22 protein-coding genes are annotated in these 23152 nt (G+C 67.1%); 13 read left to right on the top strand and 9 right to left on the bottom strand.

Features of this window, described 5'->3' with window-relative positions; translation table 11 throughout:
• Window positions 1-104: 104 nt before the first annotated feature.
• Window positions 105-347, top strand: a complete 243-nt coding sequence (locus tag KTJ87_RS03315; protein WP_267137639.1) for a DUF2061 domain-containing protein — start codon at window positions 105-107, stop codon at window positions 345-347.
• Here KTJ87_RS03315 and KTJ87_RS03310 read toward each other — a convergent pair.
• Together KTJ87_RS03310 and KTJ87_RS03305 are read right to left on the bottom strand one after the other, a co-directional pair.
• Complete coding sequence (locus tag KTJ87_RS03310; protein WP_267137638.1) at window positions 325-1026, bottom strand: NUDIX hydrolase; 702 nt, start codon at window positions 1024-1026, stop codon at window positions 325-327. The two genes, KTJ87_RS03315 and KTJ87_RS03310, sit on opposite strands and share 23 nt — an antisense overlap.
• 25 nt (window positions 1027-1051) lie before the next feature.
• Window positions 1052-1447, bottom strand: a complete 396-nt coding sequence (locus KTJ87_RS03305; RefSeq protein ID WP_267137637.1) for a DUF983 domain-containing protein — start codon at window positions 1445-1447, stop codon at window positions 1052-1054.
• A gap of 205 nt (window positions 1448-1652) precedes the next feature.
• Here KTJ87_RS03305 and KTJ87_RS03300 point away from each other — a divergent pair, with 205 nt between their 5' ends.
• The 4 genes from KTJ87_RS03300 (at window position 1653) to KTJ87_RS03285 (ending at window position 3731) form a co-directional block, all read left to right on the top strand.
• A complete protein-coding gene (locus tag KTJ87_RS03300; RefSeq protein WP_267137636.1) occupies window positions 1653-2189 on the top strand; it encodes an EF-hand domain-containing protein in 537 nt (178 codons plus the stop codon).
• A gap of 86 nt (window positions 2190-2275) precedes the next feature.
• Window positions 2276-2860: an RNA polymerase sigma factor gene (locus KTJ87_RS03295; RefSeq protein WP_267137635.1), complete on the top strand. Its 585-nt coding sequence runs from the start codon at window positions 2276-2278 to the stop codon at window positions 2858-2860.
• Window positions 2853-3212: a dihydroorotate dehydrogenase gene (locus KTJ87_RS03290; RefSeq protein WP_267137634.1), complete on the top strand. Its 360-nt coding sequence runs from the start codon at window positions 2853-2855 to the stop codon at window positions 3210-3212. Before KTJ87_RS03295 ends, KTJ87_RS03290 begins: the two co-directional genes overlap by 8 nt.
• Before the next feature lie 3 nt (window positions 3213-3215).
• Complete coding sequence (locus KTJ87_RS03285; protein WP_267137633.1) at window positions 3216-3731, top strand: periplasmic heavy metal sensor; 516 nt, start codon at window positions 3216-3218, stop codon at window positions 3729-3731.
• On the opposite strand, the gene KTJ87_RS03280 is transcribed toward KTJ87_RS03285, so the two are convergent.
• Window positions 3728-5107, bottom strand: coding sequence for a diguanylate cyclase (locus KTJ87_RS03280; protein WP_267137632.1), 1380 nt, complete (start codon window positions 5105-5107; stop codon window positions 3728-3730). The genes KTJ87_RS03285 and KTJ87_RS03280 overlap by 4 nt on opposite strands.
• Window positions 5108-5208: 101 nt before the next feature.
• Here KTJ87_RS03280 and KTJ87_RS03275 point away from each other — a divergent pair, with 101 nt between their 5' ends.
• Window positions 5209-5487 carry a DUF3572 domain-containing protein gene (locus tag KTJ87_RS03275; RefSeq protein WP_267137631.1) on the top strand — a complete coding sequence of 93 codons (279 nt, stop codon included), beginning with the start codon at window positions 5209-5211 and terminating at the stop codon, window positions 5485-5487.
• 136 nt (window positions 5488-5623) lie between these two features.
• Window positions 5624-6904, top strand: coding sequence for a DUF3422 family protein (locus KTJ87_RS03270; RefSeq protein ID WP_267137630.1), 1281 nt, complete (start codon window positions 5624-5626; stop codon window positions 6902-6904).
• Between the two features lie 17 nt (window positions 6905-6921).
• Here KTJ87_RS03270 and KTJ87_RS03265 read toward each other — a convergent pair whose 3' ends face one another.
• From KTJ87_RS03265 to KTJ87_RS03240, 6 genes are all read right to left on the bottom strand, one after another.
• The gene (locus KTJ87_RS03265; protein ID WP_267137629.1) at window positions 6922-7983 is read right to left on the bottom strand and encodes a YeeE/YedE family protein; all 1062 of its coding nucleotides are present in this window, start codon (window positions 7981-7983) and stop codon (window positions 6922-6924) included.
• 205 nt (window positions 7984-8188) lie between these two features.
• The gene (locus KTJ87_RS03260; protein WP_267137628.1) at window positions 8189-9118 is read right to left on the bottom strand and encodes an ABC transporter permease; all 930 of its coding nucleotides are present in this window, start codon (window positions 9116-9118) and stop codon (window positions 8189-8191) included.
• Entirely contained in the window at window positions 9111-10118 is a 1008-nt protein-coding gene (locus tag KTJ87_RS03255; RefSeq protein WP_267137627.1) for an ABC transporter permease, read from the bottom strand. Before KTJ87_RS03255 ends, KTJ87_RS03260 begins: the two co-directional genes overlap by 8 nt.
• Window positions 10119-10188: 70 nt before the next feature.
• On the bottom strand, window positions 10189-11907 hold the full coding sequence (locus KTJ87_RS03250; RefSeq protein WP_267137626.1) for a peptide ABC transporter substrate-binding protein: 1719 nt from the start codon (window positions 11905-11907) through the stop codon (window positions 10189-10191).
• A 1-nt stretch (window position 11908) separates the two neighbouring features.
• Entirely contained in the window at window positions 11909-12982 is a 1074-nt protein-coding gene (locus KTJ87_RS03245) for an ABC transporter ATP-binding protein (RefSeq protein WP_323371604.1), read from the bottom strand.
• A complete protein-coding gene (locus tag KTJ87_RS03240; protein ID WP_267137625.1) occupies window positions 12975-13979 on the bottom strand; it encodes an ABC transporter ATP-binding protein in 1005 nt (334 codons plus the stop codon). Before KTJ87_RS03240 ends, KTJ87_RS03245 begins: the two co-directional genes overlap by 8 nt.
• Window positions 13980-14202: 223 nt before the next feature.
• Here KTJ87_RS03240 and argE point away from each other — a divergent pair, with 223 nt between their 5' ends.
• The 6 genes from argE to KTJ87_RS03210 all read left to right on the top strand — a co-directional run bounded on the left by argE (window position 14203) and on the right by KTJ87_RS03210 (window position 23120).
• Complete coding sequence (gene argE / locus KTJ87_RS03235) at window positions 14203-15378, top strand: acetylornithine deacetylase (protein WP_267137624.1); 1176 nt, start codon at window positions 14203-14205, stop codon at window positions 15376-15378.
• The gene (locus KTJ87_RS03230; RefSeq protein ID WP_267137623.1) at window positions 15375-16718 is read left to right on the top strand and encodes an NAD(P)/FAD-dependent oxidoreductase; all 1344 of its coding nucleotides are present in this window, start codon (window positions 15375-15377) and stop codon (window positions 16716-16718) included. The genes argE and KTJ87_RS03230 overlap by 4 nt, the downstream gene beginning before the upstream one ends.
• 75 nt (window positions 16719-16793) lie before the next feature.
• Entirely contained in the window at window positions 16794-17963 is a 1170-nt protein-coding gene (locus KTJ87_RS03225; RefSeq protein ID WP_267137622.1) for a M20 aminoacylase family protein, read from the top strand.
• A gap of 283 nt (window positions 17964-18246) precedes the next feature.
• Window positions 18247-19311, top strand: coding sequence for a serine hydrolase domain-containing protein (locus KTJ87_RS03220; protein WP_267137621.1), 1065 nt, complete (start codon window positions 18247-18249; stop codon window positions 19309-19311).
• Between the two features lie 86 nt (window positions 19312-19397).
• On the top strand, window positions 19398-21110 hold the full coding sequence (metG, locus tag KTJ87_RS03215; protein WP_267137620.1) for a methionine--tRNA ligase: 1713 nt from the start codon (window positions 19398-19400) through the stop codon (window positions 21108-21110).
• A 9-nt stretch (window positions 21111-21119) separates the two neighbouring features.
• Window positions 21120-23120: an acyltransferase family protein gene (locus KTJ87_RS03210; RefSeq protein ID WP_267137619.1), complete on the top strand. Its 2001-nt coding sequence runs from the start codon at window positions 21120-21122 to the stop codon at window positions 23118-23120.
• Window positions 23121-23152 lie beyond the last annotated feature (32 nt).

Genomic DNA, 23152 nt, shown 5'->3' with positions numbered 1-23152 from the left:
GCATTTTATCACGACTTGCGTGATTCGGTTAACTGTATTCCGAATTCTCGCGGGGTGCCCTGGCACGATAGGGCTGCGGTGTTGCCAACGAAAAGAGGTTCGATATGGAAACCCGCAGACGCACCATCGTCAAAGCCATCGTCTGGAATATCATCGGCCTTGCGACCATGTCGCTGGTCGGCTGGCTTGCCACCGGGTCGGTCGCGGCGGGCGGCGGCATCGCGGTCGTGAACACCGCCGTCGGCTTCACGCTTTACATTCTTTACGAACGGGTCTGGGCCGGCATCCGCTGGGGCCGCGTGATCGCGGACCTGCGGGACGGCTTCACCACGTCCGCCGCCCGCTGAGCGGCGCCGCCCCCAGCCGCAGGAACAGGCTTTCCTCTTCGTCGTTGCGGAAAAACGGCACGGTTTCGGGCGGGGCAAGATCGGGCAGGCGCGCGGCGACCTCGGCCAGCACGACCTCGGTGATGAACGGCAATTCGAACCGCCGCACGTCGGCCAGCGCGATCCATTGCAGATGCGACAGCTCGTCCGAAGCCGCCGAGAAATCGTCAGGATCGCCCGCGATGTGGGCCGCGTCAGCCAGGAAAAAACGCGCGTCGAACCGGCGGGGGCGGCCCGGCGGCGTGATCGCGCGAAACACGAACCGCAGCGGCGCGGCGTTGGGCAGATGGCCCGTCGCGGCGAAATCGCTCCAGTCGGCGGGTGGATCACCGGCCCACGTGCCCGGCAACCCCAGCACCAGCCCCGTCTCTTCCCACAATTCGCGAATCGCCGTCGCGGACAGGGCATGGGACAGATCACGCTCGGACTCTTCTGCGACACGTTTCAGGCAGGTCCCGGGCATCGGCCGGGCCAGCGGCACGCCCGCGTCCGCATCGTCCAGCGCTCCGCCCGGAAAGACGAACTTGTTCGGCATGAAGGCGGCCTGCGCCCCGCGCTGGCCCATCAGGACATGCGGCCGCGTATCGGGATCGCGCACCAGGATCAGGGTCGCCGCATCTCGGATCTGGTCTTTGGTCATGTGGCCCCGCAGTGGCGGCGCCGTGTCAGTCCGTCCCGAACCCATGCATCCGCTTGGCCCATTGGAAGGCCACGAGCGCCCCTTTCAATCTGGGCAGAAGGTAGAGTGACAGCGCGACGCAGCCAACCGAGAAAACGCTTGCCAGTACCAATGGCTCGGGGCGGAAGGTGGTGAAGGTCACCAGCAGGATGGGTGCCATCAGATGCCCGACGATCAGGATCGTCAGGTAGGCCGGTCCATCGTCGGCGCGGTGGTGATGCAGTTCCTCGCCGCAGACCGGGCAATCGCTGCGCACCTTGAGATACCCCTTGAGGATCGGGCCGGTGCCGCAATTCGGACAGCGCCGCCGCCAGCCCCGGAACAGGGCAGGCCACATCTCGCGTTCGGTGGTGGTCGGCGTGGCGGAGCCGGAATCATACATGGTGCGTCATCCTCGGGAAGGGTGGGACCAACATAGGGGGTCAACGCCCCGCAAACACTGCGCGTTTCGTCCTTGCGGCGGGATGTCGCGCAGATCGCCCGGAAAATTCACGCACCGCGCGACGGAACCCCGCCACCGCCCCGTTCAAGGATCATGCAGCGGGCAGAACGCGCCCCCTGCTCCTGAAACCTGGGAGACCTAGATCATGAAGAAACCATCGAGCTTTGTCACCGCTGCCCTTCTGGCCGCACTTACCGCAACCGCCATCGGCGCCAGCCTGCCCGCAACTGCGCAGGATACCGATGCCGCCAGCGACCCTGCCCCGCGCGCCATGCGCCTGTTCGAGCGCTTCGATACCAACGGCGACGGACAGATCACCGAGGAAGAGATCGCGGCAGGACAGCAAGCGCGGTTCGAGGCCGCCGATGCTAACGGCGATGGCAACCTGTCGGCGGAAGAGCTTGTCGCCCGCGCCGAGGCGCAGCGCGCCGAGCGTATCGCGGACCGCGCAGAGCGCATGGTCGAGCGGCTGGACTCCAACGATGATGGCCTCTTGTCCGCCGAGGAAATGGCCGCAGCGGGCGAAGGCCGTCGCGGCGGGTCGATGTTCGACCGCCTCGATGCCGACGACGACGGCATCCTGACCGAGGACGAGGTCGCGGAGGTGGCAGAGCGTCATCGCGGCGGCCCTGGTCGCCAGGGCGGCGATCACGGCCCGCGCGGCTGGTGGGGCCGCAACTAAGGCGCCACCCATGAGGCGGCGCGCCTGTCCCCGCAAAGGCGCGCCGCCGATTGCCCGAACGACAGGGATGATAGACAAGTCGGATCATGACCATGCCTTTCGACGCATTCTCGGAGGTGCCGGACGAGGCCCTGCTGATCGCATTCGCCAATGGCGACCGTGCGTCGGCAGAGGCGTTGACGCTGCGCCTGACGCCGAAGGTGATGGGCTTTGCCGTGCGGATGCTGGGCGACCGGGCCGAAGCCGAAGACGTGGCGCAAGAGGCGATGCTGCGGCTGTGGCGGATCGCGGCGGACTGGCGGCAGGGCGAGGCGCAGGTGACGACGTGGCTCTATCGCGTGACGTCGAACCTGTGCACCGACCGGCTGCGCAAACGGCGCGGCGTCGGGCTCGACACGATCGCGGAACCCGAGGACGGCCGCCCTGGAGCGGCGCACGGCCTGCTGGAACAGGCGCGCGCCTCAGCGCTCGAGGCGGCGTTGGCGGACTTGCCGGACCGCCAGCGCGAGGCGGTCGTGCTGCGGCACTTGGACGAGCTTGGCAATCCCGAGATTGCCGAGATCATGGACATCAGCGTCGAGGCGGTCGAAAGTCTGACCGCCCGGGGCAAACGGGCGCTGGCCAGGGCTTTGGCCGGACGGCGCGCAGAGTTGGGGTATGACGATGACTGACCCGAGGAACCTGGACGACACCGAGCTGGACACGCTGTTCGGCGCGGCCCGCGCGCAAGCTCCGCAAGCGTCCGCAGCGTTGTTGGCGCGGGTGGCAGCGGATGCAGACGCGGTTCTTGCGGACCGCACCGCACCGGCCCCGGCTCGGCCGGGCTGGCTGGCGCAGATCGTCGGCGGGCTGGGCGGCTGGCCGTCGCTCGCCGGGCTTGCCGCAGCCAGCGTGGCGGGCGTGTTCATCGGGTTCGCGGCGCCATCGGCGGTGGAAACAGCGTCGGGCGGCTACATCGCGGGCGATGGCTATGACGTGGCCGATTTCCTGCCAAGCTACACCGACGCGCTGGGAGACAGCTGAGCCATGACCGACACAGCACCCTCCAAGGCCCCGCGCTGGATGCGCATCGCGCTGGTCCTGTCGCTGGCCGTTAACCTGGCCGTCGCAGGCATCGTCGGCGGAGCCGTTCTGCGCCATGACCGCGACGAGCGTGGTCCGCGCCCTTCGGCGGTCGGGCTTGGCCCGTTTGCCGATGCGCTGTCGCGCGAGGACCGGATGATCGTCTTGCAGGCGTTCCGGCGCGAGGCCGGCGCGTTCCGCGAAAACCGCAGCGCCCTGCGCGACCAGTTCGAGACGCTGCTGGCGGCGCTGCGGGCCGATCCCTATGACCCTGCCGTCGTGCGCGACATCATCGCCGCGCAGGACGCCAAGCTGTTCGAGCGCCTGACCCTCGGACACGACCTGCTGCTGGAACGGATCGACGCGATGGACGATGCCGCGCGGCAGGCCTATGCCGCCCGGCTGGAAGACCGCCTTTCACGCGGAGGCAGGCGAGGGCCGGACGAAAGACCCGAAGCCGGGCCTGCAATCGACCGCTAGGCCGCGCTGAGCGGTCCCAGCGTCACGGTGTTGCGCCCTGCCCCCTTGGCCGCGAACAACGCCCGGTCAGCCGAGTCGAGGTGCGCCTCTGCCGGGACAGGAGCGTTCGCTCCGCCGCCAAGGGACAGGCCGATGCTGACCGTGATCGCCACCTCGCCCAGTTCACCGGGCAGGGTGACAGGACGATCTGACACCGCGCGGCGCATGCGGTCGGCAAGACGCCCGGCGGCGTCCTGCGCGATGGTGGGCAGGATCGCGACGAATTCCTCGCCTCCGATCCGGGCCAGCGTGTCGCCCCGGCGCAGCACGCGGCGCATGCGCGACGCGATCTCGCGCAGGACCGCGTCGCCTGCGGCATGGCCGAAACGGTCATTCACCGACTTGAACCGGTCAACATCGACGACCATCACGCCAAAGCCCGCTTCTGGCGTGCAGCCCTCGACGACCCTGGCCAGTTCGCACATCGCATAGCGGCGGTTGTAGAGCCCTGTGAGGGGGTCCGTCACCGACAGCCGGATACCGGCATCAAGTTCGGCCACCAGCCTCTCACGCTCGACCTTGAACGCCAGTTGCCTGCCGATCCGGATCGCCAGTTCGCGGCGGGGCGGCGCCGGAGGCGTGCGGATCAGATCGTGCGTGCCAAGGTCCAGCGCCAGCACCGCGCTGGCGTCGTCCTTATCGTCGATGACGCACAGATGCGCCGCCTGCCGGGTTTCGCTGCGCGATTGCAGATCGGTCAGCAGGCGCAGCGTCGCCGGACCTTCGCCAATGCCGAGGTCGACCAGGATGGCATCGAAGGGCCGTTGAGCGAACAGCATCTCGACATCCGCGCGCGCGAAGACTTGGGCACGGTGGCCCTGCACCTCGAACTCGCGCACCAGGGCGGCGGCGGTCTGCGGCGCATTGTTCACCAGCGCGACGCGGCAGGCCCGACGGAACGTCGCGCCGGGGTCCGCAAGCCCGAGGGCCATCCGCGCACCGGGGCGCCCGGTCAGATCGAACCGGGCGGCGGACCGGCGCAGAAGGTTGCGGATCCGCGCCAGAAGCAGCGTCTCGTTCATCGGCTTTTCGATCATCGCATCCGCCCCCGCCTCGAAGCAGGCTAGCCGCAGGTCCGCGCCGATTGCGGGCGCGGCCACGATGATCGGGGTCTGCCGCAGCGCAGGCACGCGCCGCAGCCGCTGACACGCTTCGGCCCCGCCGCCCTCGATTCCATGATCGACAAGGATCAGGTCGGGCGCCCGCGTGAGTGCGAGGCCCAGCGCCTGCTGCACACTCGCGGCCTGCATCACCCGGTATCGCGCCGACGACAGCTTTACCGTAAGGATGATCCGGTTGGTCGACACGCCATCGAGGATGAGAATGGAGCCGGGCATGGGACGTCGCAATTCGTGACAAATCTTTCGGGTTGGGCTCAGGGTAGGCGCAATCAGTTAACAACATCTTTCCAATTCAGGGATGAGGCACAGGCAGAGCGATGAAACCGGAACAAGCAGAGATCGTGGCGCTGCGGGCGCTGGAATGGCTGGCGGGCGAGGATGACCTGCTGCCGGTGTTCCTGGGTGCCTCGGGCGCAAGCGAGGACGACTTGCGTGCGCGCGCAGGTGACGCAGACTTCCTCATCGCGGTGCTGGATTTCATCACCATGGACGACGCCTGGGTGCGGTCGTTCTGCGACAAGGAACGGCTTGCCTATGACCTGCCGCTGCGCGCCCGTCACGCTCTGCCGGGCGGCGAGGCCGTGCACTGGACGTGACAGGCAAACCCTTGAAATCGGGCGCGAATGGGCATGGTGCACGAAAGTATACATCTAAGTCACGGATTTTCTTGAATTATTCTGTTTACAGCGGGTGCGAAACGGCTAGGTTCCGTGCATCCTGCGGAGGCGCGGCATGAGCCCAATCCAAGACCACCCGTTGCGCTACGAGCTGGCGAACGAACTGCACGCGCGGCCCTTCCCGTCGCTCGAGGCGCCGTGTCATGCCGTCTACCTGGCGATCAAGCAACCGCACGATGCCGCCAGCCGCGACCGCGATGCCGACCGCGCGCATCTTCTGGCGCTGCTCGACCGGTTCGGCGGCCCGCACCCCAAGCCGGGGGCGACGCATCATTTCGGACAGCTTGGCCAGCACCAGCTGAAATGGGAACAGCACACCGAATTCGTGACCTACACGGTGTTCGTGAACGGCGTCGCCGAGCGTCCTTTCGACAAGGCGTCCTATACCGTGTTTCCCGAGGACTGGCTGGCGGATGCGCCCGGCGTGCGCATCACCTCGGCCTTTATCCGGGTCGAGCCGATGCCGGATGACGACGAGATTCGGCGCAAGCTGGACGACTGGTTCGTGCCCGAAAGCCTGGCGGTCAGCCGCGTGCTGGACGACACCGCCGCGATGGCGGGCGATTTCCGCATCGATGCCGGCGGGCACATGCGCTTTGCCGTGTTCGTGCGTCCCGACACCGGCCCGCGCCGGGTGGGGCGGATCGTGCAGCGCATCTGCGAGATCGAGACCTACAAGACCATGTCGATGCTCGGGCTCAGCCGGGCACGGACACTCACGCCCAAGATGGGACAGCTCGACAGCCAGTTGAACACCCTGATGGAAGACATGACCGGCACCGTCAGCCAGCCCGACGCGACGCTCAAGGCGCTGCTGGAAATCTCGGCGGAACTGGAATCGCTTCTGGCGAAGACCGCCTTTCGCTTCGGCGCGACCGGCGCCTACGAGGCCATCGTGAACCAGCGCATCGGCGTGATGCGCGAGGAGCGCTTCGAGGGGCGGCAGACCTTTGCCGAGTTCATGATGCGCCGGTTCGACCCTGCGATGCGCACCGTGAAATCCACCGAGGACCGGCTCAAGGCGATGTCGGAACGCGCGATCCGGGCGGGCGAGTTGCTGCGCACCCGGGTCGACGTGGAACGCTCGGCGCAGAACCAGCAGCTTCTGGCGTCGATGGACCAGCGCGCCGACCTGCAACTGCGGTTGCAGAAGACGGTCGAAGGCCTGTCGACGGTGGCGATCAGCTATTACGCGCTGAACCTGGTGATCTACGCCGCCGGTCCGTTTGCCGAGCCTTTGGGGCTGTCAAAGGGCCTCCTGACGGCGATCGCGACGCCGCTGGTCGTGCTTCTGGTCTGGGGCATGGTGCGCCGCATCCGCCGCAAGATGGAATAGGCGCTCCCGCCTGAGGATCATTCCGCCGGAACGGCGACCCCGCGCGGCGAGGCTCGGCGCGACAGCGCGCGGTCGGCGGCGACGCCCCCCGCTGCAATCGACAGGATCGCCAGGATCGCGGCCACCGACAGGGTCGGCACGCCCGACAGGCCCGCGCCCACGGTGCAGCCCCCGGCCAGCACGCCGCCGACGCCCATGAGCGCGCCGCCTGCAAGATAGCGGCCCGTCTCGGCAGGAGACGAGAAGCTCTGCCAGCGGAACCGGCCTGCAATCAGAGCCAGCACCGAGGCGCCTGCGATGGTGCCGCCGATCAGCCCGACGCCAAAGGTGGCCCCGATCGACGTCGACGCGACACCCCAGAACAGGGTTTCAGCCGAGGGAGAGGTGAACGACAGGCTTTCCATCGCGATGGGGTCAAAGTCGTCGAACAGCACGTATCCCGTGCCGACCCAGGCCAGCGGCACCAGAAGCCCGATCACAGCCGCCAGCGCCAGATGCACCGGGCGCGCGCCGCTGCGGGCGGCAAAGGCCAGCGCCAGCGCGGCCAGTACGATCGTCGCCAGCAGCGCCCCGCCCGGAAGCGCGGCCAGCGACACCGCGTCGCCGAGGGGCACGGTGATCGACCCCAGCGCCGTGCGCAGCGGTGCAAAGACCCCCTTCAGGGTGGCATGGGCCGCGATGGCGAAGACCAGCATCACGGTCAACGCGCGCAGGTTGCCGGTACCTGACAGCACCGTCAGCCGCGAGATGCAGCCGCGCGTCAGCACCATGCCTGCGCCGAACAGCACACCGCCCGTGACGATGGCCGCCCAGGGCAGATCGGACGCCATGAAGCGGTGATCCGCGAACGAGATCAGGCCCACAGCGACGGCGCCTTGCGTGCCGACGATCGCCACGGCCAGCGCGGTCAGCCAGACACCGGCGGCAGAACGCCGCTCGGACGCGGGGCCCGCGACGGCGCGACGGAAACAGAAGCGCGTGACCTCGGCCAGGGCACCAAAGGCAAGGCCGATGGCAAGGCCGAACCAGATGGCCGCCTGCGGCGCGGTGAGGGTCTCGAATCCGAAATCGGCGAACATGGCAGCCTCCGTGGGAAAGTATCCCGCAAATTGCGCAATCCGGCGGCCATATCAAGAATATCTGAATATGTCTCAGGGACATCGTGCGGGAAAGTGGCCCGCAATGCCGGGATACCCGGAACGTATGTTCTTTCGCGCCCTTCAAACAGCGAACAGGCGGCCCACAAAGGCGCCGCCTGTTCGCTTAGATGTCCTTATTCGGGGGTCAGCGTCCCCGGATGCGCGGGTCGAGCGCGTCGCGCAGACCGTCGCCGATGAAGTTGACCGACAGCACGGTGAAGGAAATCGCCAGCCCCGGCCAGATCACCCGGCCCGGATACTGCTGCAGGTAATCCGTCGCATCGAACAACAGCCGCCCCCAGGTCGGAAAGTCCGGCGGAAAGCCGAGGCCAAGGAACGACAGCGCGGATTCGGTGATGATCGCGGTAGCGATGCCCAATGTCGCGGACACCATGATCGGCGACAGGATGTTCGGCAGGATGTGCCGCGAGATCAGCCTTCGGGGCGGAGTGCCGATGGACCGGGCGGCCAGCACGAACTCGCGTTCCTTCAGCGCCAGGACGTCGCCGCGCACGATCCGCGCCGTGGGCATCCAGGACGTGATGCCGATGCCGGTCACGATCAGGATGAAGATACCAAGCTCTGGCCCGAACAGCCCGTTCAGCCGTTCACGGAACAACAGCACGCCGACCAGCAGAAGCGGCAGCAAGGGAAGCGCGAGGAACAGATCGGTCAGCCGCATCAGCGGGCCGTCGAACTTGCGGAAGAACCCGGCGACGACGCCGACGAACGTGCCCAGCATCAGCGCCAGCGCCATCGCCGTCAGGCCCACCGCGACCGAAACGCGCCCGCCGGCCATCATCCGGGCGAACATGTCCCGGCCAAGCTGGTCGGTGCCCATCGGGTGCGCAAGGCTTGGTCCCTGGTTGCGGGCGCGAATGTCGATGAAGGTCGCGTCATAGGTCCACAAGAGTGGGCCGACCGTGACCATCAGGATGATGAACACGAAGAACGCCAGCCCGAACAGCGCGCCGCGGTGCGTCTTGAACTGGTCCCAGACGTCAAGCCACTGGTTGCGCGGCGGCCTGGCGGTCACGAGGGCTTCGGCGGGGGCGTTGGCGGCGGGGTCAGTCATAGCGGATCCGGGGGTCGAGGATGCCGTAAAGCACGTCGGCGATCAGGTTGAAGACGACGATGAGCACGGCGAAGATGAAGGTAATCGTCTGAACCATCGGCAGATCGTTCGCCTGAATGGCGGTGATCAGAAGCTGGCCGATGCCGTTCACCTTGAAGATCTGCTCGGTGATGATGGCGCCGCCAAAGATCGCCGGCACACCCAGCGCGATGACGGTGACGACCGGGATCATCGAATTGCGCACGACGTGGACCATGACGACGACGCTTTCCGACAGTCCTTTGGCCCGCGCGGTGCGGACGTAGTCCTGGTTCAGGTTGTCCAGCATCGAGGCGCGCATGAATCGGCTGATCTGCGCCGTGGTCTGCAAGGCAAGCACCATCACCGGCATGATCATCTGCTTGAATTGCACGACAAAGCTGTCCCAGTCGTTCACCACATGGGTGGTGTCATAGATCGACGGCAGCCAGCCCAGCTGGATCGAGAAGATCACGATCACCAGGACGCCGGTGAAGAACGGCGGCACCGAAAAGCCGATCATCGACACGAAGGTGCCCGCCTGATCGAAGATCGAATACTGCTTGTAGGCCGAGATGATGCCGATGGGCAGCGCGATCAGCACCCCGACGACATAGGCAAGGCCAACAACCCACAGGGTCTGCGGCATACGCTGGACGACGATGTCCATCACCGGCGAGCGGGTCTGCCAGGAAATGACGCGCTGCTGGCCTTCGGACAGCGAGGTGCCGAACAGCCAGTCGATGAACACCGACGGCTCGACGACGAAGAACTGGTACATCCATTTGACGAAGCGGACCGGCACCGGCTCTCCCAGGCCGAGCGCAAGGCGCATCTTCTGCTTGACTTCGTCCGGCACCGTCAGCGGCACCTGCGCCATCGGATCGCCGGGCGCGAGTTCAAGCAGAAGGAAGATCACCAGACTTATGAACAGAAGCGTCGGGATGGAAATCAGAAGGCGTCGGATGGCGAATGTCAGCATCGGCGTCTCGGTTCATCAGTCTGCATAAAAAAGGTGGCAGGGCGCGACATGCGCGCCCTGCCGGCTTGGATCACTCTGCGATGCGGTGCCAGTCGGCCACGTTCCACAGCTCGCTGTCCCACACGTTGAGCGCAACGCCGCCCAGCGAGTTGGAGTGCGCGGACAGACGGCCGCGGTGCACCAGCGGGATCATGCTGCCTTCGTTGACCGCCATCGCGTTCAGTTCCTTGGCGATGCGCGCACGCTCGTCAATATCCGCGGTCTTGGTCAGCTCTGCATGCAGCGCGTCGAACTCTTCCGAGCAGAAGCGCGAGATGTTCTCGCCCTGCCACTGGGTCGCCGGACGCGGAGCCTTGTCGCACAGACCGTTGCCCAGATAGGCCTGCGGATCGGTGCCGTCGAAGGTGTTGGCGTACATCTCGACGTCTGCATAGAACTTCTGGAAGGTGTCCGGCGAACCGGGGTCCCCGCCGAAGAACACCGACGAGTCGATGTTGCGCAGCTCGACCTCAAGGCCAAGCTCGTTCCACCACTGCTTGATCAGCGCCTGGAAATCCTGGCGCACGGCGTTGGTCGAGGTCTGGTAGAGGATCGACATCGGCATGCCATCGGGCGTCTCGCGGACACCGTCGCCATCGCTGTCGACATAGCCCGCCTCTTCCAGCATCGCCTTGGCCGCTTCCATGTCGAAGTTGGCGCAGCTGAGGTCACCGGTGGCGTAGACGGCGGGTGCGGGCACCCAGTCGCAGGTCACGCGGCCTGCTTCGCCGTAGCCGACTTCGACCAGAAGTTCGCGGTCGATGGCCATCGACAGCGCCTTGTAGACCGCCGGATCGCCCAGGAACGGGTGCGGGCGGATCACCGACCGCTCGTCCGGGCCGAGGCTCGGGTCGGGGTTGGTGTTGTTGAGCATGATCCGCTCCATCAGCGGGCCGAAGCCTGCCACCGGAACGCCCATGCCACCCGACTGCATCTGCGCGATGACGTCGGGCGCAAGCTGCAGGTTCCACGCGTAGTCGTATTCGCCGGTTTCCATCACGGCGCGGCCTGCGGCCGCAGCATCGCCGCCGCCCTTGAAGGTCACGGTCTGGAACGCGGGCTTGGACGGATCGCGATAGTTCGGGTTCGCCTCAAGCGTGATCACGTCGTTCGGACGGAAGTCGGTGACGACGAAGGGTCCGGTGCCGATCGGGTTGAAGTTCTCTTCGGTGCAGCTGGACGCTTGCGCGCCGACGCAATCGGCGAACTGGGCCTTCTGGATGATCGGCGACTGGCCGCCCACGAAGGGACCGTAGGGGAACGGCGTCGGGCCGTCGAAGGTCACCACGACGGTCAGCTCATCGGGGGTGTCGACTGCGGTCACGCCGCCGAACTTGGTCAGCTGCGCGCAGCCGCCATCGGGGTTGGTGCAGTATTCCCAGGTGAACTTGACGTCTTCCGAGGTCACCGGGGTGCCATCGGACCACAGAAGGCCCTCTTGCAGCTTCCAGGTGATCTGGGTCAGGTCCTCGGACACGCCGCCATTTGCGACGGTCGGGATCTCGGTCGCCAGCCAGGGCGTCAGGTTGCCTTCGGTGTCGTAGCGGGCCAGCGGCTCGATCACGAGCGAGGCCGCCTCGATGTCCTTGGTGCCGCCCGACAGGTACGGCGTCATGATCGAGGGCGCCTGCCAGTAGAGGATGCGAACCTCGCCGTCGCGGCCGCGCTCGCCCTCATGGGCAGCGCCGAACGCGGACGTGGCAAGGGCAACCGTGGCAACCGCGCCCATCAGCGCGTGTTTCGTTTTCATGTCACTCTCCTTGTTGGATTGGCTCGAAAGCCTCTTTCGCCGCCGTTGGCTCGGCGGGCATTGTCGTTGTCTCGCAGTAGAGATGGCAGGCCGTAAAGTGGCCCGGCGCGATCTCTCGGTATTCGGGATCGACTTTGCGGCAGATGTCCATGACATCGGGGCATCGGGTGCAGAAATTGCAGCCCGTCGGCGGGTTCGCCGGGCTGGGCACGTCGCCTTGCAGCACGATGCGCTGAATGCGCGATTCCTCTCGCGGGTCGGGCTCGGGCACCGCCGACAGAAGCGCGCGTGTATAGGGATGCTTGGGATCGCCGTAGAGGTCATCGCGCGACGCGAGTTCCACGATCTTGCCCAGGTACATCACCGCCACGCGGTCGGCGATGTGCCGCACCATCGACAGATCGTGGCTGATGAACAGGTAGGTCAGGCCAAGGCGGTCCTGCAATTCTTCCAGCAGGTTCACCACCTGCGCCTGGATCGACACGTCGAGCGCCGCGATCGGTTCGTCGCAGACGATGAACTTGGGGTTCAGGGCAAGCGCCCGGGCGATGCCGATGCGCTGGCGCTGCCCGCCAGAGAATTCATGTGGATAGCGGTTGGCGAAATCGCGGTTGAGGCCGACCTGGTCCATCAACTCATACACGCGCTCAAGCTGCTCTGGCTTGGTCAGACGGGTGTGTTCGCGCAGCGGCTCACCAATGATGGAGGCCAGCGTCATGCGCGGGTTGAGCGATGCCTGCGGGTCTTGGAACACCATCTGCATGGTCGGGCGCATCCGGCGCAGGGTGTTCGGCCCAAGATGCGCGATCTCGTGCCCGTCGACCCGCACCGAGCCGTCCGTCACCTCGTAGAGACGCAGCACGGCGCGCCCGCATGTGGACTTTCCGCAACCGGATTCTCCCACAAGGCCAAGGGTTTCCCCCTCGACGATATCAAAAGTCACATCGTCAACCGCCTTGATGTCCCCCGTCTTGCGGCGCAAGAGCCCCGTATGGATCGGGAAATACATCTTCAGGCCGCGCACCTCGACAAGCGCCTTCTTGCGCGGCGCGCCCTCAAGCCTGTCGTCAAGCATGTCGGGCTCCGTTCGTCTCGGGGTCCCAGAAACAGGCCGCGTCATGGCCCTGGCCGACATCAAAGCGTGGCGGGTTCTCGCGGTCGCAACGCTCGAACCGGTGGGCGCAGCGGAACCGGAACGGACAGGCCGACGGCGCCGCGGTCAGGATCGGCGGCTGGCCCTCGATCACGTTCAGCTTGGGCGCGCGTTCGCCGCGCACACTGGGCACCGTCTTGAGCAGCGCGCGGGTATAGGGATGCTGGGCGTTGCGGAACAGCTCCTTGACCGGGGCCTGTTCCACGACCTGCCCGCCATACATCACCATCACACGGTCGGCGATGCCCGCGATCACGCCCAGATCATGGGTGATCCAGACGATCGCCATGCCCAGCTTCTGCCGCAGGTCCTTTACCAGTTCGAGAATCTGCGCCTGGATCGTCACATCGAGCGCCGTGGTCGGCTCGTCCGCGATCAGGACCTGCGGATCGCAGGCCAGCGCGATGGCGATCATCACCCGCTGCCGCATCCCGCCTGAAAACTGGTGCGGATAATCCGAAAGACGCTGCCGCGCACCGGGGATGCCTACCAGCTCCAGCAGTTCCACCGCGCGGTTGCGGGCGGCGGTCTTGCCAAGGCCCATGTGCTTGCGCAGCGGCTCCATGATCTGGAAGCCGACGGTGTAGACCGGGTTCAGCGAGGTCATCGGATCCTGGAACACGAAGCCGATCCGTGCGCCGCGAATGGCCCGCAGGCGGTTCGCGTCGATCCGCAGCAGATCGTCGCCGCCGAACATCACGGTTCCGCCGCGCACATCTGCGGGCGGCGTCGGCAGAAGGCCGATCAGCGACATCATCGTCACCGACTTGCCAGAGCCGGATTCGCCCACCACGCCCAGCAACTCGCCGGGGCGCAGGTCGAAACTGACATCGTTGACTGCGTGCACTTCCCCCGACCGCGTATGGAACACGGTCTTCAGATCCCGCACGTCGAGGATCGGCGCGGCCCCGTCGGGCATATGGGACTCTCCCCGTCTTGTATCGTTGTTCCCGGCCTCTGCTGTGAACAGGACCCGGTTGATCAAGACGCTAACATGAAACTTTTTCCCCACAACCCATAAAGCCGTCCTGCCCCCGCGCGGACGTTGCGTCCCGCTGCGCTGGCGAAACCGAAGGCGCCGGGCCTTGACCTTGGGCAGTCGGCGGATCACCGTCGCGCTATCCAGCCAACGGACCCACCTCATGCCAGACCCCCTGAGCGCCCGCGCGCTCCTTGAAAAACTCGTGTCTTTCCCGACAGTCAGCCGGGACAGCAACCTTCCGCTCATCGACTGGGTCGAGGAATATCTCGGCCAGTTCGGCATCACCTGCCACCGCGACTACAGCGCGGACGGCATGAAGGCAGGGCTGTTCGCCCACATCGGCCCCGATGTGGACGGCGGCGTGATCCTGTCGGGGCACACCGATGTGGTGCCCGTCGACGGTCAGGACTGGTCCAGCGATCCCTTCACCGTGACCGAACGGGACGGACGGCTTTACGGGCGCGGCACCTGCGACATGAAGGGATTCGACGCGCTCGCCATCTGGGCCGTCGTTCACGCCGCGCGAACGGGCGTATCCCGCCCGCTGCAGCTTGCCCTGTCCCGCGACGAGGAAATCGGCTGCATCGGCGCGCCGCCGCTGATCCGCGCGATGGCAGGCACGGTGCCCAAGGCCGAGCTGGCGATCATAGGCGAGCCGTCGATGATGAAGATCGTCACCGGCCACAAAGGCGGCACCGGCTACCGCGTGCACGTCATCGGGCACGAGGTGCATTCGTCGATCATGCACACCGGCGTCAACGCGATCATGGAGGCGGCCAAGCTGATCGAATGGGCCACCGCGATGAACGCCGAGAACCGCGCGCGCACGCCGTCCTCGCTGGCCGCGATGTTCGATCCGCCGTGGACCACGGTGCATGTCGGCACGATCGAAGGCGGCACCGCCCACAACATCACCGCCAAGGATTGCCATTTCGGCATCACGTGGCGCTGCGTGCCCGGCGAGTCGCCCGAGGACTGGAAAGCGCGGTTCCGCGCCAAGGTCGGCGAGGTCGAGGCCGAGATGCAGGCGATCCACCCCAAGGCGCGGATCGTGCTGGAGGACATGTTCACCGTCCCCGGCCTGCAACCCGAAACCGAAGGCCCCGCCGAACGCTTCGTGCGCGACCTGACCGGCGCCAACGGCTCGGAAGTCGTCAGCTACGCCACTGAAGGCGGCCAGTTCCAGGACGGCGGCTATTCGGCCGTGGTCTGCGGCCCCGGCGACATCGCCCAGGCGCACCAGCCCGACGAGTTCATCTCGCTCGACCAGTTCGCCGAGGGCGAGGCGTTCATGCAGCGGCTGGTGGCGCGGCTGGCGGACCCATCGCAGACATGAGCTTTCCCTTCACGCTTGAGGCACCGCCGGAACATGGCGCTGACCTGCCCGCCGCATCGGACGTCGTGGTGATCGGCGGCGGCGTGATCGGCGTCTGTGCGGCACTGTGGCTGGCGCGCGCAGGCATGCGGGTGACGCTCCTGGAAAAGGGCCGGATCGCCGCCGAGCAATCGAGCCGCAATTGGGGCTGGATTCGCGTGCAGGGGCGCGACCTTGCGGAAATTCCGATTGCGCTCGAGGCGCAGCGGCTTTGGCAAGAGCTGGACAAGGAGTGCGGCGGCAGGCTGGGTCTACGGCAAATGGGCGTCACCTATCTGGCCTCGGACGCGAGCGGGATGGACCGCTATGCGGCATGGCTGAAGGACGCAGCCCCGCTGGGCGTGTCGAGCACCCTGCACGATGCGACCGACACCGCCCGCCTGTTCCCCGGAGCCGCGACGACCTGGGTAGGCGCGCTGCACACACCCACCGACCTGAAGGCCGAACCTTGGGTCGCGGTGCCGGAACTTGCGCGGCTGGCCGCGAGCGCGGGCGCGAGGATCATCGAAGGCTGCGCCACCCGCGCGCTCGATATCGAAGGCGGTCGGATCACCGGCGTGCACACCGAACGGGGCCGCATCGCCTGCACCGAGGTCATCCTTGCCGCCGGGGCGTGGTCGGCGCTGTTCCTGCGCCGTCACGGCGTGTCGATCCCGCAGCTTTCCGTGCGCTCGACCGCGATGGAAACCGGCCCGCTGCCGCAGGTCACTGGCACGGCGGGGGTCGACAGCCGCCTTGCCTTTCGGCCCCGCGCCGATGGGGGCTATACCCTCGCGCCGTCGACCTCGTCGGAACTCTACATCGGCCCCGATGCGGTGCGGGCGCTGCCGAAATATCTGCCACTGTTGCGGGCGGGCAGCTTCGACACCGCGTTTCACATCGCCGCGCCGCAGGGCTACCCGGACGCCTGGACCACGCCGCGCCGCTGGTCCGAGGACACCGAAACCCCGTTCGAGCGGATGCGCATCCTGAACCCTGCGCCGAACACGAAGAAGGTCCGCGCCACCTGCGCGGCCTTTGCCGACAGCTTTCCAGAGGCGAGCAAGGTAGAGGCCCGCACGGCATGGGCGGGCATGATCGACGTGCTGCCCGATGTGGTGCCCGTGGTGGACCGCGTCACCGCCCTGCCCGGCCTGACGGTGGCCACCGGCATGTGCGGCCATGGCTTCGGCATCGGCCCCGCGTTCGGACGCATCGCCGCCGCGCTGGCGACGGGGGGTGATCCGGGGCACGACCTGACGCGCTTCCGCGCCGGGCGTTTCTCGGACGGCAGCCCGCTGGTGCCGGGGCCGAACCTCTAGCGCGGCCTTGCCCTTGCCGGGGCGCTCGGGCAGGCTTTGCCGCAGGCCCAGACACCCCCATCCAAGGAGACCCCGATGCCGGTCCGTAACCGTTTCGCCGAGATGCTGCCCGAGATCACCGCGTGGCGCCGCGACCTGCACGAAAACCCCGAGATCCTGTTCGACACGCACCGCACCTCTGCCGTGGTTGCGGAAAAGCTGACCGAGTTCGGCTGCGATGAGGTGGTGACGGGCATCGGCCGCACCGGCGTCGTCGGCGTCATCAAGGGCCGCAGCGACAGCGCCGGCCGCGTCGTCGGCCTGCGCGCAGACATGGACGCGCTGCCGATCCACGAACAGACGGGGCTCGACTATGCCTCGAAGACCCCCGGCGCGATGCATGCCTGCGGCCATGACGGGCACACCGCGATGCTGCTCGGCGCGGCGAAATACCTGTCCGAGACACGCAACTTCGACGGCACGGTGGTGGTGATCTTCCAGCCCGCCGAAGAAGGCGGCGGCGGCGGCAAGGAGATGTGCGACGACGGCATGATGGACCGCTGGGGCATCCAGGAGGTCTATGGCATGCACAACTGGCCGGGCCGCCCGGTGGGCAGCTTCGCGATCCGCCCCGGTGCCTTCTTCGCCGCCACCGACCAGTTCGAGGTGGTGATCGAGGGCCGCGGCGGCCACGCGGCGAAACCGCAGGAGACGATCGACTCGACGCTCATCGCCAGTCACGTCGTCGTCGCGCTGCAATCCATCGTGGCACGCAATGTCGATCCGGTGGCGCAGGCGGTGGTGTCGGTCACCTCGATCGAATCGTCGTCCAAGGCCTTCAACGTCATCGCCCAGCGCGTCACCCTGCGCGGAACCATCCGCACGCTCGACGCCGCCGTCCGGGCCGAGGTGGAAGACCGGTTCAAGACGGTGGTCGCCGCCACCGCCCAGGCCTTCGGTGCGGCCGCCGACATCAACTTCATGCGCGGCTACCCGGTGATGGTGAACTCGGAGACCGAAACCGACTATGCCGCCGACGCCGCCCGGGCGGTCACGGGCGCCTGCGACGACGCCCCCCTGGTGATGGGAGGCGAGGATTTCGCCTTTATGCTCGAAGAACGCCCCGGCGCCTACATCCTTGTGGGCAACGGCGACACCGCGATGGTCCATCACCCCGAATACAACTTCAACGACGAGGCGATCCCGGCGGGATGCTCGTGGTGGGCGGAGATCGTCGAACGGCGCCTCGCCCCCGCCGCCGGTTAAAGCGGGGAACGCCGCTTGCGGGCATTGAGCCCGCTGCGCGGCGTACGAGACGTTCCCTCTCGCGCTCTCCCGAGTATTTCGGGACCAAAGATGGGACGCCTCGCTCCATATTCATCTTTGGTCCTCAAATACCTCTGGGGGGTCCGGGGGGCAAAGCCCCCCGGCCGGATCGGGCGCGCAGCGCCCGACACGCTCAGGCCGGAAAATGCCGAACCGGCGCCGCAGAGAGGCCGGATTGCACTGCCATGGGAGCTTGGCCGAGCGGGTCGGCCGGAGGTTCCAGATGCGGCGCATATTCTTGATCCTGACGCTTGTCTTCGGGCTCGGCCTTGTCGGCAGCGCCGGAGTGATGGCGCTTGCGGACCGCGGGTTCGTTCCGTCCATGGATGTCGTCCTTGCCGCCATTGCGCCCCCGGCGCCGCAGGCTCCGGAAATCGACGGCGGGGCGATCGAGACTGCCTGGTCGGCGTGGCGCGAGCGGCACGACATCGAAGCGTCGAGCATGGCCGTGGGCGCAGGAGGCGCGATCGTCCATGTCGCCGGAGCGGGCCGCGAGGCCGCGCAGCCCTACCCGGTCATGTCGCTGTCCAAGGCCATCACCGCGCTGTGCATGACCAAGCTGCTGGACGAGGCGCGTCTGACCTGGAACGCAAGTCTTGGCGGGATTGCGGATGTCCTGTCGGCGGCCGGTGTCACGCCTCCGGACCACGCGGCGGCGATCACGCTGGCCCAGCTTGTCACGCACACCTCTGGCATGGCCCCCGACATCACCCAAGGGACGATGCGCTCGAAGCTGCACGGCAGTCTCGGCCTTCACCGCCGCATCGGGTTCCAGGCGATGCAGCGCGAGAACCTGACCGGCGTGCGCGGCGACAATTTCTATGCCAATTCCAACTATGCGCTTCTGGGCGCGATCATCGAGGGGCTGTCGGGGCGGGGCTATGGCGAGACCTGCAAGGAGCGCATCCTGCACCCGGCGGGCATTCACGAGGCCATCATCGAGGGGGCGAGCGGGTCGATGTCGTCTTATGCGGGCTGGGAGATGTCGGCAGAGGACTATGCGCGCCTTGCGATGCACTGGTTCAACGCCGCGCGTCCCTGGGTGCTGCAGCCTGGCGCCTATCCGGCACATGACGGATACGGCCTTGGTGCAAGGATCGCGGGTGCCGGGCGGGACGCCGTCATCAGCCACACCGGCCGCTTCTGCTCGGGCGGCAACGGCACGGACAATGGGGCGATCTTCGTGGCTACCGGCGCAGGGGCGGCGTTTGTCGCCAACTGGGACGGCTGTGTCGATGCCCGCGCCTACGCGGACCTCGAGCGGGCGGTGACGCGGCTTCTGGACTGACGCCCTGCTGTCGCAGCGCCTTGGGCACTGGCATCGCGGGGCTGCGCGCGCTACATCGGCGCGGCACCACGGACAGGACACGCGCGATGGCCCGGCACCTCATCACTTCGGCGATCCCCTATATCAACGGGATCAAGCACCTCGGGAACCTCGTCGGCAGCCAGTTGCCGGCCGACCTGTTCGCCCGCTACCTGCGCGGGCGCGGGCACGAGGTGATGTTCCTCTGCGCCACCGACGAGCATGGCACCCCCGCCGAGTTGGCCGCCGCCAAGGCGGGCAAGCCGGTGGCCGAGTATTGCGCCGAGATGCACGCCGTGCAGGCCAAGCTGGCCGACGGGTTCCGCCTGTCCTTTGACCATTTCGGGCGCTCGTCGTCCGAGCAGAACCGCCGCCTCACCCAAGCTTTCGCCAAGGCGCTGGACGAAGCCGGCCTGATCCGCGAGGTGAGCGAGACGCAGATGTATTCGCCCACCGACGGGCGCTATCTGCCGGACCGCTACATCGAGGGCACCTGTCCCAACTGCGGCTTCGACAGCGCGCGCGGCGACCAGTGCGACAACTGCACTAAGCAGCTTGATCCCGTCGACCTTATCAACCCGCGTTCGGTGATCTCGGGCGCGACGGACCTGCAGATGCGTGACACCAAGCACCTGTATCTGCGCCAGTCCGCCCTCAAGGACGAGCTTGAGCAATGGATCGACACGCGCGAGGGGTGGCCAGTCCTGACCACGTCCATCGCCAAGAAGTGGCTGAACGACGGCGACGGGTTGCAGGACCGCGGCATCACCCGCGATCTGGATTGGGGCGTCCCGGTGCAGCGCGGCGACGAGCCCTGGCCGGGGATGGAAGGCAAGGTGTTCTATGTCTGGTTCGACGCGCCCATCGAATATATCGCCTGCGCGCAGGAATGGGTCGATGCGGGCAAGGGAACCGACTGGGAACGCTGGTGGCGCACCGACAAGGGCGCAGGCGACGTGACCTACACCCAGTTCATGGGCAAGGACAACGTGCCGTTCCACACGCTCAGCTTTCCGGTGACGATCCTTGGCTCGGGCGAGCCGTGGAAGCTGGTGGATTACATCAAGTCGTTCAATTACCTCAATTATGACGGCGGCCAGTTCAGCACCTCGCGCGGGCGCGGCGTGTTCATGGACCAGGCGCTCGACATTCTGCCGTCGGACTACTGGCGCTGGTGGCTTTTGTCGCATGCGCCCGAGAGTTCGGACGCCGAGTTCACCTGGGAGAATTTCCAGGCCTCCGTGAATAAGGACCTTGCCGACGTTCTGGGCAACTTCGTCAGCCGCGTGACCAAGTTCTGCCGCTCGAAATTCGGCGAGGTGGTGCCCGAGGGCGGTGCCTACGGCGCAAAAGAAGAGGCCGTGATCGCCGAACTCGGCGCGCGCCTCAAGACCTACGAGGCGCATATGGACGCCATCGAGGTGCGCAAGGCCGCCGCCGAGTTGCGGGCGATCTGGGTTGCGGGGAACGAGTACCTGCAGGACGCCGCACCCTGGTCGGTGTTCAAGGAGGACGAGGCAGCGGCGGCGGCGATCATCCGCTTCTCGCTGAACCTGATCCGCCTCTATGCCGTGCTGTCGGAACCGTTCATCCCCGATGCCAGCGACACGCTGAAAGCGGCGATGAAGGTTACGGATGCAGGCTGGCCGGACGACATCGGCGGAGCGCTGTCGGCGCTGCCCGCAGGCCACGGCTTCGAGGTGCCCGAGAACCTGTTCCGCAAGATCGCGGACGAGGAACGCGAGGACTGGCAGGCGCGGTTCGCCGGCGTGCGCGACTAGGCGCCACAGATGCGCTACCGCCCCGAGATCGACGGTTTGCGGGCGGTGGCGATCCTGCCGGTGCTTGGCTACCATGCAGGGATCGCGGGCCTGTCCGGCGGGTTCGTCGGTGTCGACGTTTTCTTCGTCATCAGCGGCTATCTGATCACCACGCTGATCCTGGCCGAACGCGCGGAGGGCAGCTTTTCGCTGTGGTCCTTCTATGAACGGCGGGCGCGGCGCATCCTGCCGCCGCTGATCCTGGTGATGGCGGCCTGCGTACCGTTTGCCTGGGCGTTGATGTTGCCGATTGCCCTCAAGGATTTCGGACAAAGCATCGTCGCCACGACGTTCTTCGTCGAGAACGTGCTGCTCTGGCGCGAGGGTGGATATTTCGGCCAGCCCAGCGAATTCAAGCCGCTGCACCATTTGTGGTCCCTGTCGATCGAAGAACAGTTCTACCTTGTGTTCCCCGTGCTTGTCCTGCTGCTGGCGCGGCTTCGGCGCGGCAGTCTTCCGCTGGTGCTGGGCGCGCTGACGCTGGCAAGCTTCTGCGTCAGCGAATGGATGGTTCGCACGCAGCCCTCGGCGGCCTACCTGATGCCGCACGCCCGCGCGTGGGAGCTGCTTGTGGGGGCGCTGTGCGCGCTGGCGCTACGGCGCTGGCCGGGTTTGAACAGCACACCGCTTGCCGCCGCTGGCCTGGCGATGATCGCAGCCTCGGTGACGCTCTATTCCGATGCCACGCCGTTTCCGGGGGTCGCGGCGCTGCTGCCGGTCGGGGGCGCTGCGCTGGTGATCCTGTTCGCGCCCGCGGGCGCGCCCGTCGCCGCGCTGCTGTCGCTGCGGCTGGCCGTCGGGATCGGCCTGCTGAGCTATGGGGTCTACCTGTGGCACATGCCGCTTTACGCCTTCGCGCGGATCGTCAGCGTGGGCACGCCGCCGGATACAGTGTTCGCGGCGCTGGCGCTGGCCAGCTTTGTGCTGGCCTATGCAAGCTGGCGCTGGCTGGAACAGCCGATACGGGGGCGGCGCGGGCGCCTGTTGCCGGGGCTACGACGCTTTGCGCCCGCCGCAGCCGTTGCGGTGTCGGGGCTGTGTGCCTTCGGTGTCTTCGTCCATGTCTCGCACGGCGCGCCGGGGCGGCTGTCGCCCGAGGTGCTGGCGCTGGCGATCGATGAAGCGACCGAGCGGCCAGGAACCTGCGGACCGATCAGTGCAACGACTGCCGCGGCGGGCGAATCGGGCTGCGCATACCTTGGGCCGGAAGGCGGCTTCGACCTGTTGATCGTTGGCGACAGCCACGCCGCCGCCGTCGCCAGCGCGCTGCTGCCCGAGTTGCGACGCGGCGGGGTAACGCACAGGTTGTCGTGGCAGAGTGGCTGCATCGGATTGCCGGGCCTGACGCGCCCGCAAGCCGAGCCTTTCGCGCGTGAAGCCTGCGACCGCCTCGGCGGGGACGTTGGTGCCTTCCTGTCCGACCCGCGCGTGAAGGCGGTGATGATCGCCGCGCGCTTTCCGGCCTATCTGCTGGGCACGCGTTTCGACAACGGCGAGGGCGGGCGCGAACAGGGCCGCGATCTGTCCGTGACGGTCGAAGGCGCTGCGCTGCAGGACGACGCGGCCCGGAAGGCGGCGGTGCTGGCGCATCTTCGCACCACGCTTGAACAGATCGCCCGCGAGCGGGCACTGGTGCTGGTCTACCCGGTGCCGGAAGCGGGCTGGCAGGTGCCGCAGACTGCGGCGGCGCAGGGGCTGGTGCACGGGCTGGACCGGGACCTGACCACGCCGCTCGACCGCTTCGAGGCGCGCACCGCCGAGATCACCGCCCTGTTCGACAGCCTGACCGGCGGGAACATCCAGCGGGTCAGACCAGCCGAGCACCTTTGCGATACGGCGACACGGCGCTGCCGCAACACCCAGCGCGCGACGGCGCTCTATTTCGACGACGACCACTTGTCGCTCGCGGGTTCGTCGCTGCTGGTGCCCGACCTCATGCGCGCCATCGCGGCCGCCTTGAGCGGTCGCTGACCCGCGCAGGATGCTGCCGCCTGGTGCCCGCG

Origin of the sequence: Anianabacter salinae, from assembly GCF_019061145.1 — a bacterium.
Classification (GTDB): domain Bacteria; phylum Pseudomonadota; class Alphaproteobacteria; order Rhodobacterales; family Rhodobacteraceae; genus Anianibacter; species Anianibacter salinarum.
The sequence above is the reverse complement of the archived record's forward strand: the minus strand, read 5'-3'. Positions and strand labels throughout refer to the sequence as shown.